At 62.1% G+C, this 13,950-nt stretch carries 13 protein-coding genes; 5 read left to right on the top strand and 8 right to left on the bottom strand.

Features of this window, described 5'->3' with window-relative positions:
- Positions 1 to 25: 25 nt before the first annotated feature.
- The 3 genes from JFU48_RS22040 to JFU48_RS22030 all read right to left on the bottom strand — a co-directional run bounded on the left by JFU48_RS22040 (position 26) and on the right by JFU48_RS22030 (position 4,598).
- Positions 26 to 2,266, bottom strand: a complete 2,241-nt coding sequence (locus JFU48_RS22040) for a TonB-dependent receptor (RefSeq protein WP_242486738.1) — start codon at positions 2,264 to 2,266, stop codon at positions 26 to 28.
- A 160-nt stretch (positions 2,267 to 2,426) separates the two neighbouring features.
- Positions 2,427 to 3,545 (bottom strand): aryl-sulfate sulfotransferase, encoded by a 1,119-nt coding sequence (locus JFU48_RS22035; RefSeq protein WP_201137651.1) that lies wholly within the window; start codon positions 3,543 to 3,545, stop codon positions 2,427 to 2,429.
- Between the two features lie 72 nt (positions 3,546 to 3,617).
- Positions 3,618 to 4,598, bottom strand: a complete 981-nt coding sequence (locus JFU48_RS22030; protein ID WP_201137650.1) for an ABC transporter substrate-binding protein — start codon at positions 4,596 to 4,598, stop codon at positions 3,618 to 3,620.
- Between the two features lie 47 nt (positions 4,599 to 4,645).
- Here JFU48_RS22030 and JFU48_RS22025 point away from each other — a divergent pair, with 47 nt between their 5' ends.
- A complete protein-coding gene (locus JFU48_RS22025) occupies positions 4,646 to 5,743 on the top strand; it encodes a GlxA family transcriptional regulator (protein ID WP_003224945.1) in 1,098 nt (365 codons plus the stop codon).
- Positions 5,744 to 5,760: 17 nt separating this feature from the next.
- Here JFU48_RS22025 and JFU48_RS22020 read toward each other — a convergent pair whose 3' ends face one another.
- From JFU48_RS22020 to JFU48_RS22010, 3 genes are all read right to left on the bottom strand, one after another.
- Positions 5,761 to 6,945: a DUF2252 family protein gene (locus JFU48_RS22020; protein ID WP_201137649.1), complete on the bottom strand. Its 1,185-nt coding sequence runs from the start codon at positions 6,943 to 6,945 to the stop codon at positions 5,761 to 5,763.
- 62 nt (positions 6,946 to 7,007) lie between these two features.
- Positions 7,008 to 8,336, bottom strand: coding sequence for an ATP-binding protein (locus JFU48_RS22015; RefSeq protein ID WP_201137648.1), 1,329 nt, complete (start codon positions 8,334 to 8,336; stop codon positions 7,008 to 7,010).
- Positions 8,333 to 9,043 (bottom strand): response regulator, encoded by a 711-nt coding sequence (locus tag JFU48_RS22010; protein ID WP_047597252.1) that lies wholly within the window; start codon positions 9,041 to 9,043, stop codon positions 8,333 to 8,335. The genes JFU48_RS22015 and JFU48_RS22010 overlap by 4 nt, the downstream gene beginning before the upstream one ends.
- A 164-nt stretch (positions 9,044 to 9,207) precedes the next feature.
- Here JFU48_RS22010 and JFU48_RS22005 point away from each other — a divergent pair, with 164 nt between their 5' ends.
- On the top strand, positions 9,208 to 9,525 hold the full coding sequence (locus JFU48_RS22005) for a hypothetical protein (RefSeq protein ID WP_201137647.1): 318 nt from the start codon (positions 9,208 to 9,210) through the stop codon (positions 9,523 to 9,525).
- Positions 9,522 to 10,190 carry a DUF3313 domain-containing protein gene (locus JFU48_RS22000; RefSeq protein WP_201137646.1) on the top strand — a complete coding sequence of 223 codons (669 nt, stop codon included), beginning with the start codon at positions 9,522 to 9,524 and terminating at the stop codon, positions 10,188 to 10,190. Before JFU48_RS22005 ends, JFU48_RS22000 begins: the two co-directional genes overlap by 4 nt.
- A gap of 104 nt (positions 10,191 to 10,294) precedes the next feature.
- On the opposite strand, the gene JFU48_RS21995 is transcribed toward JFU48_RS22000, so the two are convergent.
- On the bottom strand, positions 10,295 to 10,924 hold the full coding sequence (locus tag JFU48_RS21995; RefSeq protein ID WP_201137645.1) for a nucleotidyltransferase domain-containing protein: 630 nt from the start codon (positions 10,922 to 10,924) through the stop codon (positions 10,295 to 10,297).
- A 93-nt stretch (positions 10,925 to 11,017) separates the two neighbouring features.
- On the opposite strand from JFU48_RS21995, the gene JFU48_RS21990 reads away from it, so the two are divergent.
- Entirely contained in the window at positions 11,018 to 11,614 is a 597-nt protein-coding gene (locus JFU48_RS21990; RefSeq protein WP_201137644.1) for a hypothetical protein, read from the top strand.
- 72 nt (positions 11,615 to 11,686) lie between these two features.
- On the opposite strand, the gene JFU48_RS21985 is transcribed toward JFU48_RS21990, so the two are convergent.
- Positions 11,687 to 12,292 carry a TetR/AcrR family transcriptional regulator gene (locus JFU48_RS21985; RefSeq protein WP_045122457.1) on the bottom strand — a complete coding sequence of 202 codons (606 nt, stop codon included), beginning with the start codon at positions 12,290 to 12,292 and terminating at the stop codon, positions 11,687 to 11,689.
- Between the two features lie 159 nt (positions 12,293 to 12,451).
- On the opposite strand from JFU48_RS21985, the gene JFU48_RS21980 reads away from it, so the two are divergent.
- The gene (locus JFU48_RS21980) at positions 12,452 to 13,834 is read left to right on the top strand and encodes an aspartate aminotransferase family protein (RefSeq protein ID WP_103483464.1); all 1,383 of its coding nucleotides are present in this window, start codon (positions 12,452 to 12,454) and stop codon (positions 13,832 to 13,834) included.
- Positions 13,835 to 13,950 lie beyond the last annotated feature (116 nt).

Raw genomic sequence — 13,950 nt, 5'->3', positions numbered from 1 at the left:
TTAAACCAGCGCCAGCAGACGTCATTCAGAAATCATAACGCGCGGTCATCCCCAGGGTTCGCGGCGTACCCAGCACGCCGGTGTACGCACCGTTGGGTGAGTTCCACAGCGTCGTGTAGTACGTCTTGTCGAAGGCGTTTTTCAGCCACAGCGAAACGTCCCACTGCCCCCTGCCCCAGTCGCCACGCACACCGGTGGCGACGTTCACCAGGCCGTATCCCGGCAACTGACCTTGCGCTGAGTCATCCACTGTACCGACTGCATGGGAACGCCACGCGTAGCTACCGCTGACGTAGGGCTGCAAGCCGTCGTCCAGATTCCACTGGTACGCGGCGTTGCTGTTGAAGATCCATTTCGACGCGCCCACCACGGCATGCCCGCTCAGATCGCAGGCCGCCGGAGCCCCCGGACGCAAGGCGATCTCGGCCGGGCATGGGGCATCCTCGTAAGACAGATAACGCACATCGTTCCATGAACCATTGAGGTTGATCGTCAGGCCCCGCAGCGGGCGCCAACTGCTGTCGAGTTCCAACCCGCGACTGCGTACCGAGCCGGCATTGGTCAGATAGCTGGTCAGATTGACGTCGTCGTAGGCATTGGTCTGATAGCCATGCACCACCGTCCAGAACAGGTTGGCGTTGAGCAACAGGCGTTGATCGAGCAACGTGGTTTTGATGCCCAGCTCGGCGTCGTTGGCCCTTTCGCTGCCGATCAACAATGAGTCGGCACCGGCGACCGGGGCACTGGCGACGCTGAGGTTCACACCACCCGACTTTTCGCCGTGGGACAGCGACGCATAGCCCAGCACCTGATCGTTCACATGCCACGCGAGGCTTGCCAGTGCCGATGGGCTGAAACTGTACAGGCTCAAGTCACCGGAATCGTAAGCACCAACCCTTCCCGCCCGAGCGCCCGCTGCGGCGCCGCTGACCGGACTGCCGCCCAAAGGCGCGTTGCGGGTGACCTCTGCCAGCTTGCGCTCATAGGTGCCGCGCAGGCCCAAAGTGAAATCCAGGCGAGGGGTCAAATGCCAGGTGCCCTGAGCAAATGTGGCGAAGCTGTCGGTATCGACATAGCCATGCCCTACGCTGGTGACGTTGTTCAATGCACCTTGCGGGGTGCCGTTCCAGGTATCTGCCAGAGGGCCGTAGTCGGTGAAGACGCTGTTGTTCATTTCCTGGCGGAAGTAGTAAGCACCGAGCACATAGTCGAAATGTTCCCCCGCCGGGGAGGCCAGTCGCAGCTCCTGCGAGTACTGTTTATCGCGAGCGGACTGCCCGACGTTGTGCATCACATCAACGTTGAGTTCGTCATCATTGCGCGGGGTGAAATCCCACCACCGATAAGCGCTGATCGACGTCAGCGTGTAGCCATCAGGCAGATTCCAGTTCGCCTCCAGCGAAGTCCCGCCCTGAAACACCTTGACGCTCTGATCGGCGTCCAGATTGACCCGACGACCGCTGACCAGCGTGGCCCTGACCGCCGCTGCACGCCGTTCGTAGCGGTTGACGCCATTGATGGTCGGCCCGGTGCTGAACAACGAACGTGTGCCGGCGCTGGAATCCTCTTCGTGATAATCAGCCAGCCAGCGCAGATTGAAGTCCTCGTTGGGCTGGAACAGCAACTGCCCGCGCGAGCCCTGACGAACGCCGCCGCCCAGCGTGTGCCCGTCGTACTCGTTGTTCACGTAGCCGTTTTCATGAGTGCGATAAACCGCAAGGCGCCCCGCCAACGTGTCATTGAGCGGCCCGGAAAAACTCGCCTGATTTTGCGTGTAGCCATGCTCGCCCACCGAGGTGGAGAGGCTGCCTTGCGGCGTAAACGATGGGCGGCGCGTGGTGATGTTCAACACCCCCGCCGTGGTGTTCTTGCCAAACAAGGTGCCCTGCGGGCCACGCAGCAATTCGATCTGCTCGACATCCAGCAGATCGAACACCGCCATGCCGGGACGGCCGAGATAGACGTTGTCCAGGTAGATGCCGGCGCTGCCCTCCAGGCCGTCGCTGGCCGGGTTGTTGCCCAAGCCGCGAATCGACAGGCTCGATTGCCGCGCGTGCATGAACGCGACGTTGACGCTGGGCATCGCCTGCTGCAAATCCTGCAAGCGATACAAGCGCTGTTCCTCGAGGGTTTGTGCGCCGAGCACGCTCATCGCCGTGGGCACTTGCTGGGCATCTTCGCTGCGGCGTCGGGTCTCAACCGTGACCGTCTGCAGCACATCGGAATTGGCCGGCAGGTCATTGGCCGTTGCCGGCAAAAACGGCATCAGCGAGAACAGGCTCAGTGCGCCAGCGTTAAAGGTGCGCGAATAAAGAAGATTCATCGGTGGTTCCTGGAGCGGCCTCAAGCCGCTCTTCGAGAGGAGTCGATACTTCGCTGCGCGTGGCTTGCGTGAGCGTGATCGTTGCGGTGGGTTGAGTGGGTGTTCAGTCACGCAGCCATGGAAGGTCCTGGCGCTGATAACGGTGCGCACGGAATATCGCGTTGTTCTCGCCCGGCAAGTAGCGTCGCGATGGCGCGTCGGGGTAGCTGGCGAAGTGCGGATTGACGTATTCCCACACCACTTCGCCGGCCTGGGTGACTTCGAACAACCGACCGAAGTTGGCCTCGGTCACCAGCGTGTTGCCGTTGTGCAGACGTTGCGCGCCGCCCATGAACGGCGTGAAGAACGCGTAGCCCGGCGTGTCGGCGTATTGCCATTCGATGCGTTGGGTGGCCGGGTTGATTTCAACAATGCGCGAGTGCGGCATGCTGACGTGGGGGCGGAAGATGCCGTTGTCGAACACCAGAACATTGCCGTTTTCCAGTTCGCTCGGGCAATGCTGTTGCGCGACCAGATCGTGCCCCAGACGCCACAGCACTTCACCGCTGCCACGTTGCACGGCAATCACTGAGGAAACGCTGCGCAGGCTGAGAATCACCTTGCCGTCGCGCCCCGGCGTCACGGCGTTGGTCATCGGCCAGTGATGACGCTCGAAGCATTCGTGCAACGGGTAATCCTCGGGGCGCAGGTGCTCCCAACTGCGCCACTCCCAGACCACGTTGCCCTGGCGGTCGACCTCCTTGACCACATCGGCATAGATCACCCCGCCCGGCGCCTCGCTGCCAGGAATGCCGCCAAGCACACGCCGGGCCAGATCCGCACTCAAGGGCTCGGCAGTGGTGTACAGCAGGTGGCCGTTGTCCAGCCATTGCGCGTCGTGGTGATGCAGCAGATCGGTGTGCTCCCAGACCACCTCGCCTTCGGGGGTGACTTCGCTGAACGCACCGCCGTGCCACACCGACCAGCCCGGGAACAGGTCTGGCGAATCGGGATGGTTGCCGTTGTAGCCAAGGTTGCCGTTGCGCAGGATCACTGCGTCGCGCCCCGGGCGCTGAGGCAGTTTCCAGCGATGGACGATCTCGCCGTCAAGGTCGATCAAAAACACTTGGCCGTCCGCCGTTTGCGGGGCGAACAAGGTGTAGCCGCCGGCACTGCGGGCATGATCGACAGCGATCAGACCGGTCTTCTGGCGTTTCAGCGTAGTGGTTTGCACAGTAGGCATAGCTTTTCTCCAGACGTGTAAGCCCCGGCCGCCAGCGCAGCAGCACGGTGAACGGGGCATGAAAAAAGGGATTCAGGGCGTGGGCAGCACGGGGTTGAAGCGGTCGTCGAACATTTGCTCGACCTGCAGCGGATGGGGGATCAGGCGTTCGGTGGCAAACATGTCCGCCAGACGCTGCTGCGAGGCAATGACTGAAGGCTCAATTCGCACGTACCGCAAGTTCTGATGAGCGAGCATTTCACGCACCAGTTCGACGGGAAGCCGCGTGGTTTGCGCGAACACCCGGGCCCAGTCTTCGGGGTGGGCCGTGGCCCAGTTCTGAGCACGGGCCAGCCTGGCCAGCAGATCACTCACCTGCCCTGCGCGCTCGGGATCATCCAGTGCAGGCTGGCTGGCAACGGTGAAGTTCAGACCGGTTTCCGGCCAGGCGCTGCCATCGAGCAGAATTCGCGCTCCCCGCCAAGTCGCCTGACCGACGAAGGGATACCACACCGACCAGGCATCGAGTTTGCCGCCGGCAAAAGCGTTCTGCGCGTCCACGGGGCTGACATAGGCAATGCTCACCTCACGCGGTGTGAGGCCGGCCTGATGCAGCGCGGCCAACAACAGATAATGACCGCTGGTGCCTTTGGCGACTGCGATTCGCTTGCCTCTGAGGTCAGCCACGCTGCGCACCTCGGAGCCTTCGGGCACCAGCAGCGCGTTGTTGTTTTGCGCACCGCTGGCCACGCCGATGATCCTCACCGCGTAGCCGCCGGCCTGGGCAAACACTGGCGGCGCGTTGCCCACCACACCGACGTCGATCGCCCCGGCGCTCAGCGCTTCGAGCAGCGTGGTCCCGGCGAGAAACGGATGCCACGACAACCCGTAGGCCAGATCCTGATCCTCGCCCGCCGCGTGCAGCAATGCCTGTATCAAACCGCTCTGATCGCCCATCTTCAAAGGCCCGGCGATGGCAGAAACTGCCGGGGTCAGGAACAACGCGGCGCAGCACAGCAGCGCTTTCAGGCGCGCGGTAAGCGGATGCTTGGCAGCAGCAGTTTTTATCGGCATTGTCGCGCTCTCACTTGTGCATTGATTTCAGTATGTCGAGGCCCGCCGTGCCGCTCCATGCCAAACACCCCTCCTTTGCTGCCATGTCGGACATCCCGCGCACCGTCGTGGTATTGGCGTTCGATGATCTGCTGTTGCTCAATGCGGCGGGGCCGCTTGAGGTGTTTGCCGCGATACCGCGAGTGCTGGCCGGAGACTTCACGGCAAATCCGCCCTATCGGTTGCTGGTCGCTTCACCGCAGGGTGGCCAGGTCATGTCGATCTCGGGCATTACCGTGACGACCTGTTCACTTGAGCAGATCGACCAGATGGCTGCGTTGATCGACACGTTGATCGTCGCGGGCGGCCCGGGCATGGCCGCGCTGGAAGCCGACCAGCAAGCCTGCGACTGGTTGCGCCGTCGCGCTCCAGACATCCGCCGCCTCTGTTCGATCGGTACCGGCAGCTTTGCCCTCGCCGCCGCGGGACTGCTGGATGGCCGCAAGGTCGTGACCCACTGGAAGTTCGCTGACGAGTTGCAGGCGCGTTATCCGTCAGTGCAATGCCAGACCGATGCGCTTTACCTGCATGACGGCAACCTCTGGACCTGCGGCGGCGCCACGGCGGGTATCGACCTGGCGCTCGGCCTGGTCGAACAGGATCTGGGCGCCCACGCGGCGTTGGCGCTGGCGCGCTACTTCACGGTGTTTTTGTGGCGCAGCGCCGAGCAACCGCAACTCAGTGCTTCACTCAACGCCCAGTCCAAGGCGCTGCGCACCGATCCGGATGTACGTCTGGCACGTTTGCATGGCTGGATTGCGGCGAATCTGAATGGAGATTTGCGCGTGGAGCGGCTGGCCGAGCAGTTCGGCATGAGCCCGAGGCACTTTGCTCGCGCCTATGTCGCCGCGACCGGCGAGACACCGGCGCAAGCCGTGGAGAACCTGCGCTTGGAGGCGGCGACCTGGTTGCTCAAGACCACCCGCGAGCCAATCAAGCGAATCGCCGAAACCGTTGGCTTCGGCCGGGAAGAACGCATGCGCCGAGCCTTTCAGAAGCATTTGGGCTGCAGCCCTAACGCTTATCGCAGTCAGACCAATGCCCCACTGGCCGGGCCTCGGCAAACGAACACCGTGACAATCGCCCTGGAAGGGCTGGCCCGTTAGGTTTTCAGTGGGTCTGGTCAGTGCTGCAACGCATAACGCCGGCAATGCTCCAGATAGCCTTTTTCATGATTGCCGACCAACTGCACGACACTGGTCCACAACCACGACGGCGCATCCAGGGTCTTCGAGCGACACGCTTGCAGTTCACGCATCCACGAAGCCCGTGTGCTCATGTCCATCTGCCGGGCATGGGCCAGCCCCACAACTCGGGCGAGATACCCGGCGGCGAGCATCGCGTCGGTCTGGCTCAACTGGTCGAGTTCCAGTTTCATGTCCTGAGGCAGCAGTTCGCGGATGAAGAAGCCATGGTCGAGCACCCGGGTGGCGATCATCCGGTTGCCCAAGCCTGGCGAGAGAAAGCGCGCACCTTCGACCACGCGTTTGCCGTTGTCGCGAGGCATCGCGGCGCGGGCGACCCGAGGTGCGGCGGCGGCAACTGCCTCCTTGATATCCAGCAGGCAATATTCCTGATCGTCGCCCTCGCCCACACCCAGCAACACCGCATAACGCTTGAGCCCCAGCGAGCTGCAGCCTTTGACCCAATAGGCCGAATCGAGCATTTTCACGCTGTCATCCTTGGAGCGGCCCTTCAATGACGTCACCAGCGTGTGCAGGTCCGGGGTGGCGCTAAGGGTCTTCAGCGCGCTGCGCTCTTCGCGTGACAGCGACCAGAAATGCTTGCCCAGCGGAATGGTCGGATTGGTGTTCTCGATGCGTTCCTGCGCCAGATGCTTCCACGTGCGCTGCACGGCGCTGCGCATCCCGGCCTTCACTTGCGCGGGTCTTGGCGGCTCTTTGTCGACATCGTCTTCGAACGCCTGCTCGTAGCCGCGCATCATCTCTTCCAGCATGCGCGCGGTGGCCACGCCGGGCAGATCCGAGCCACGGGCGGCAGTGGCGAGTGACAGCGCCAGGCGTACCAGATCATGCGCCGGGTTGCCGATAACCGTTTGATCAAGGTCGCGGATGTGGATGTCGATGCGTCCCTTCAAATCCCCCGTCGGCCCCAGATTTCCGGCGTGACAATCGCCGCAGATCCACACCGCCGGGCCCTGCGGCAGGCTGCGCCCAGGCTGGCTGTGCAGCCACTGGTAAAACTGCACCGTGCTGCCGCGAACGTAAGCGTGGGCGGAGCGGGCCATTTTCAAATTGCGCAGTTGCGACAGCGGTTCAAGACGTGCGGAGGGCCGTGGGGTTTTCATGGACGCTTCTTGCAGTGAATGTGTCCTGTTGACCGCTCGTCACGGCCAAATGTTTCAACATATTACAAAGGCAATTCAACTCGAGCCCGCAAGCCACCGCTGCTGCGATTGCTCAACGTCAGTTCGCCGCCCTGCTCGCGCACGATTGCCCGCGCCGCCGACAACCCGAGCCCGACACCACCGGTTTCACGGTTGCGCGAAGTTTCCAGGCGGAAAAACGGATCGAACACCCGCTGCAACGACGCTTCGGGAATCCCCGGCCCATCGTCGCTGACGTCGATGCAGACGCTGTAGCCGTCGCTGCTCAGAGCGATGGCGGGCTGCTGCGCATACTTCTCGGCGTTTTCCAGCAGATTGACGATCACCCGTTTGATCCCCAGCGGCCGGCCCTCGTAGACCAGATGCGCCGGGCCGTTGAAATCGATCGCGATGTTCTGGTCGCGGTAGTCGTCGATGATGGTCTGCAACAATTCCGAGAGGTCGAACGCGGTACTTTGCTCCGGCTGAGTGTCCTCTCGAAAGAACGCCAGTGCCGCGTTGATCATCGACTGCATTTCTTCGATATCGCGGATCAGTTTGCTCTGGTGATCAAGATCCTCCATGAACTCGCTGCGCAGGCGCATGCGGGTCAACGGTGCGCGCAAATCGTGGGAAATCGAGGCCAGCATGTGCGTGCGTTCGCTGATGTAGTGCTGAATCTGCGCCTGCATGGTGTTGAACGCGATGATCGCCTGGCGGATCTCGTCCGGGCCTTCGACGTTGATCGGCGGCGCGCGCAGATCACCGCCAAAGCGGCGGGCGGCGCTGGCGAAACGCTGCAGAGGTTTGGCCAGTTGCTGCGTGGCAAGCCAGGCCACCAGCACGGTGGCGATCAGGCCCAGAGCGATGATGATCGCGATGCGCGTGCCGATGTCCAGGCCCCAGGAGCGCTCGGGCGAGGAGAACAGCAGCCAGCTGGCATCCGGCAGTTGAATCAGCGCCGCGTACCGGGCCAGCGGACTGCCGCTCGGCCAGTCAGCGGGATTGAACACCCGAATGTCTCGCTCATCGCCCAACAGCTGATGCAACCCGGACGTCTTGTCGGCGATGAGCGGCGTACCACCTGTTGGCAAACCGAGGTCGGCGCGTTGCGCACTCCACCGCACACCCTGCGTCGGGCCGCTGGCCGCTTGCGCCAGTTGCGCGCGCAAAGGCGCCGGGGCTGCCTCGATCACCTTGACGGTTGCGGCAATCTGCTCCAGTAACCCGGTGCGTTCAATCGGTGGTCGCGCCCAGGTCCCGGCAACCTCCACGAACAGAAAATTGAGTGCCAGCGAAGCGAGCATGGCCGCGACGATGGTCAGCGCGATCCGCCGACTCAGCGGATCACGGCGCAAGAACCGGCGGATCATGCGCGAGTAACCTTGGCCGTGAACATATAACCGCCGTTGCGCACCGTGCGAATCAGATCCGGGCGCTTGCTGTCCGGTTCGATCTTGCGGCGCAGGCGGCTGACCTGCACGTCGATGCTGCGATCAAAGGCGTCGTGGCCCTGACCGCGAGACAAGTCGATCAGTTGCTCGCGGGTGAGGATGCGCTGCGGGTGTTCGAGAAACACCACCAGCAGATCGAACTCGCCACCGGACAGCGGAATCATCACGTTTTCCGGGGAGCGCAGCTCGCGACAGGTGATATCCAGATGCCAACCGGCGAAGGCGATCACCGGCCGTGACGGCTCGCTCGCGGGGCTGACCTGCTCACCGGCGCGACGCTGCACGGCGCGCAGGCGAGCCAGCAATTCACGCGGGGCGAACGGTTTGGTGACGTAGTCATCGGCGCCCAGTTCGAGGCCGACAATCCGGTCGCTCAACTCGCCCATGGCGGTCAGCATGATGATCGGAATGCCCATCTGCGCGCGCACTTTCTGGCACAGACTCAGGCCACCTTCGCCGGGCAGCATCAGGTCGAGAATGATCGTGTCCGGGCGCTGCTGCGCAATCGCCGCCCACATCGCTGCGCCGTCAGCGGCGACATCGACCTCGTAGGCGTGCTGGACGAAGAACTTCTTCAGCAGGGCGAGAATTTCCACGTCATCGTCGACGATCAGCAGTCTGCTCACGGGCACAGGATCCTCAGGCCAAAAAAGAACGCATCTAAAACTATTCTGGCGGGCGGGTCATATATTTCAATCGAGCAACATTCCGTCGCCCCGGACATCAAGCGGACATTCTGCGGCAAAACCCCTCAGGCACCCTGCACGCCATCGACAACCGGGGGCATTCAATGAGCGCATTGCACAACCGTTATACCGCCGAGGGCCACGACGCCCGCTATCCGTTGATTCTCAGCCAGCGCACCACCGCGCCTGAACACGATACGCCGCTGCTGTTTCAGGAGTTCTGCCTGGGGCTGGCGAACGACCAGAGCCGGGTTGTCCTGCGCCGCTATTTCGAACAGTACGGCCCGGCTGATTCGCAATGGGTGGAGTACGTGCATTCGATTCCGACCGCCGACCTGATCCACTGGATCATGAGCCACGGCAAACTGCACATCGAATGCTCGGACAATACCCCGTCGGCCGTGCAAGGATTGGCCCGATGAGAAGTCATTGCTTGATGACCTTGCTCTGCACCGCGTCCTTGAGCATGTCGGCCTGCAGCAATAAAAAGGTCGAACCCGAGAAGCCTCGCGGTTTTCTGCGTGACTACAGCGTGCTGAGCGAACGCCAGTCGCCTTCAGGGCAGCCTGTTCTGAGCTGGGTCAGCCCGGCATTGGCCCGGGGGCGTTACACTCAGGTGTACCTGGCGCCCAGCCAGATTTACCCCAAGACCGAGCCGACTCAACGGATTCCGCTCAGCACTCTTTCCGGTGTGACCGATTACTACGACGCGGCCCTGCGGCTCGAACTGGGCAAGGTGGCACAACTGGTATCCAGGCCAGGCCCGAATACGCTGACCGTCAGACCGGCGATCACCCGGGTGGCCGCCAGCACCCAGGGCCTGCGCTTTTATGAATGGCTACCGGTGACGCTGGTCGCTGCGGGTGTGAGCACCGCCACCGGCATTCGTGACCAGGACAGCGAAATCGCCACGGAAATCTCCTTCGAAGACGGCTCGACCGGCGAAGTGGTCGCCGAAGTCGTGGGCAAAGGCACCGGAATGCCACTGGAAAACGACAAGCAGGTGCTGACTGCCGATGACGTCAAGGCTGTTCTCGATGGTTGGGCCGGCGACCTGGGCCAGGCATACCTGGCGATCCGCCGCTAGACATTTTGTGGCGAGGGAGCTTGCTCCCGCTGGACTGCATAGCAGTCCTCCTCAACAGCGGGGCCGCTTCGCGCCCCAGCGGGAGCAAGCTCCCTCGCCACAGTTCATTCGTTGGGTCGGGAGTATTTTTCAGTCGTTTGCAATCGTTGAATCCACTCATGCTCGGGATGCAACCGAGCCAGATGTTGCACCAGCCATTGCCGGTCTTCGCGAGATAAATTCGGCAATGCCTGACTGAAATCGGTTTGATCCTTGGGACGCGTGTATTTGGCCTTGAACAGCAGAATCGCCGCAGGCCTGAGATAGGGAGTTCCCGTATCACTCATTGCCACCATCGCCGCGCGTGGATAGACAATCGACGGATCTCTTTTATAGACCCACGTATCGGTCGTGCCAGATTCAAGCATCAGATCTACTCGCCAGACATGGGCAACGGCATCAAATCCCCACACCTGAAAAATCTCCGCGCCTGGCGTCTGCTCCACCGGTAAAAACGCCAGCTCACCGTCCCGGACGGTATAGAAGTCCAGCTCGGCCAGCGCTTGCCGGAAGCGCTGAAAGTCGTCCCGCAGGAGGGTGAACTCCAGATCGCTGTGCGCACGGGTTGGCCGGCCCAGCCATAAATCCAGCGCCCATCCGCCCACCACGCACCACGGGCGCGAGACGTGTTTCAGGCGTTGCGCCAATTGCTCGGGCGTCCACGGCTGCCATGCTTGTTGATCCGGTACGCTCATGCACCCTGCTCCTTGTTCGCCGCCAGTCGGCCTCGGCATTTTAATCAGCTAGCCTTGGTTTCTGTGACTGAAGAAATTCAGCAAGGAGCTGCCATGTTCAAGTTCATCAAAACCACCGTGATTGGCGGGTTGCTGTTCATTCTGCCTCTGGTGCTGATTTTCGTCCTGCTGGAAAAAGCCATTCACCTGTTGCGTGGTCCCGTGGAAAAACTGCTGCCGATGTTTGCCGGGCACGACATTGCCGGCGTGACCCTGATCACGCTGGCTACGTTATTCGGCTTGATTGTGCTGTGTTTTCTCGCCGGGCTGCTGGCCCGGACTTCGACGGCGGCACGAGCGATTGAAGCCACCGGCGACAAGGTGTTGAGCAACCTGCCCGGCTACCAGTTGCTCAAGGACACCACTGCGCGGTTTGCGGGGATGGAGACTCCCGACGGTGCGAAGGTCGGCATGATTGCCGAAGAACAAGGCTGGCGCCTGTGTCTGGTGGTGGAGAGCGTCGGCGACTGGATGACGGTGTACATGCCGGATGGCGGAACGGCCGGTGGCACGGCTGGCGAAGTGCGCTTGCTGCACGCCTCTGAGGTGATCATGACCGAACTGTCGTGGCTGACCCTGGCGGCCGGACTGCGTCGTGGCGGACGCGGATTGCTGCAGCAGATGCAGCCGTGGTTGCCGAAAGGCTCGTAGAACCCTCCGTCCATTGCGCAACGTTGAGGGGAGCGCGGGATTAGCGTCTGTAGGCCTTTTCCCAAGATGCGCTCAATGCGCGAGCATGCCGTGACACAGCAGGCTGAGAACACCGCGCATGTGTTCGGCGTGTGCAGCCCGATCCGGCTCAGGCTCGGTCGCCAGACGAATGAACGCCAGGTTCGCGTACTGATTGAACAGCGTTGCCGCCACGTCGATATCGACCGACTCGCGCACTTTGCCGAGAGTCTGGAAGTGCACCAGCAGCGCCTTGGTTTCCTCGATCACCGCCGCATTCCACGGCTCCAGTGCCTGCGCCAGTTCGCCGGAAAACAGAAACGGCGCCAGTTCCCGCCAGAGTGATGCCGGCATGGCCTGCAACTGGTAACGGGTCATCAACCCTTCGAACTCGCACAACGCCTCCAGTGGATCGCTGTCGTCGTCCAGATTGGCCCGGGCATCGCGCATCGCCTGCTCGTCCGGTTGCTTGAGCAACGCCAGCAAAATCTCCTGTTTGCCGCCGAAATAGTTGACCACCGTCGGCGCGGAAACCCCGGCCTGATTGGCGATCTGCTCCAGCGTGGTGGCGCCGAAGCCGTTGCTGATGAACAGCTCCAGCGCTGCCTGCGCGATGACTTCCCTGCGCTGTTCCTTTTGCCGTTCTCTGAGCCCGCTCATGGTGCTGGTGTCCTGTGTTGCTGATGGGCGTCAGCCTACGGATTTCTTTTTTCATCGACAAATATTTTCTTTACAAAAATATTTTTAAGTGACAAATATTGGCCGTGCACCGCTGGAATGAACGCGCACCCACTTGCCCCGTTTCTCTGGAGAACCGCCATGTCCGCCGAATTCGATCCGACCCGCAGCACCCGCGATTACCAGGCCGCTGACGCCGCCCACCACATTCACGCGTTCGTCGACCAGAAGGCCCTCAACGAGGAAGGCCCGCGGGTGATGGTCAGCGGTGATCGCCTGGCGCTGTGGGACAACGACGGCAATCGCTATCTGGACGGCATGTCCGGCCTGTGGTGCACCAACCTCGGTTACGGGCGCAAGGATCTGGCCGCCGCTGCCACCGCGCAGCTGCAACAACTGCCCTACTACAACATGTTCTTCCACACCACTCACCCGCAGGTGATCGAGCTGTCGGAGCTTTTGTTCAGCCTGCTGCCCCAGCATTACAGCCACGCGATCTACACCAACTCCGGCTCCGAAGCCAACGAGGTGCTGATCCGCACCGTGCGCAAGTTCTGGCAGGTGATGGGCCAGCCCGAGAAGAAAATCATGATCGGCCGCTGGAACGGCTACCACGGCTCGACCCTGGCCGCGACGGCGCTGGGCGGCATGAAATTCATGCACGAAATGGGCGGCACCATCCCCGACGTCGCGCACATCGACGAACCGTACTGGTTCGCCCACGCAGGCAACCTCAGCCCGGAGGAGTTCGGCCTGCAAGCGGCGCGGCAACTGGAAGACAAGATCCTCGAACTGGGCGCCGACAAAGTCGCTGCGTTTGTTGCCGAACCGTTCCAGGGCGCTGGCGGCATGATTATTCCGCCCGCCACCTATTGGCCGGAAATTCAGCGCATCTGTCGTAAGTACGACGTGCTGCTGTGCGCCGACGAAGTCATCGGCGGTTTCGGCCGCACTGGCGAATGGTTCGCGCACCAGGCCTTCGGTTTTGAACCGGACACCCTGTCCATCGCCAAAGGCCTGACCTCCGGCTACATCCCCATGGGCGGGCTGATCCTGTCGCGGCGCATGGCTGAAGCACTGGTGGAAAAAGGCGGCGTGTTCGCCCACGGCCTGACCTACTCCGGCCACCCGGTGGCGGCTGCGGTGGCCATCGCCAACCTCAAGGCCTTGCGCGATGAAGGCGTGGTCACTCAGGTGAAAAACGACACCGGCCCGTACCTGCAGAACTGCCTGCGTGAGGTGTTCGGCAACCATCCGCTGGTGGGTGAGGTTCAGGGTGTCGGGCTGGTGGCGGCATTGCAGTTCGCCGAAGACAAAGCCACCCGCAAGCGCTTTGCCAACGAGAACGACATCGCCTGGCGCTGCCGCACCATTGGTTTTGAGGAAGGCTTGATCATTCGCTCAACGCTGGGGCGGATGATCATGGCTCCGGCGCTGATCGCCACGCGGGCGGAACTGGATGAACTGGTCGACAAGACGCGCATCGCGGTAGATCGCACAGCCCGCGAGTATGGCGTGCTGTAACCCGAAACCCGAAACCCATTGCCCATTGTGGGAGTCGTCGCACCGCCGCTCCCACAGGGGATTTGTGCTGCGCTAAACAGCCTTGTTTAAGCAACACTTGCAGACACTCTCGCAGC

It is taken from the genome of Pseudomonas sp. TH49 (genome assembly GCF_016650625.1).
GTDB classification, from domain to species: domain Bacteria; phylum Pseudomonadota; class Gammaproteobacteria; order Pseudomonadales; family Pseudomonadaceae; genus Aquipseudomonas; species Aquipseudomonas fluorescens_H.
Note: the sequence above shows the minus strand (reverse complement) of the source record. Positions and strands in the feature narration are given on the sequence as shown.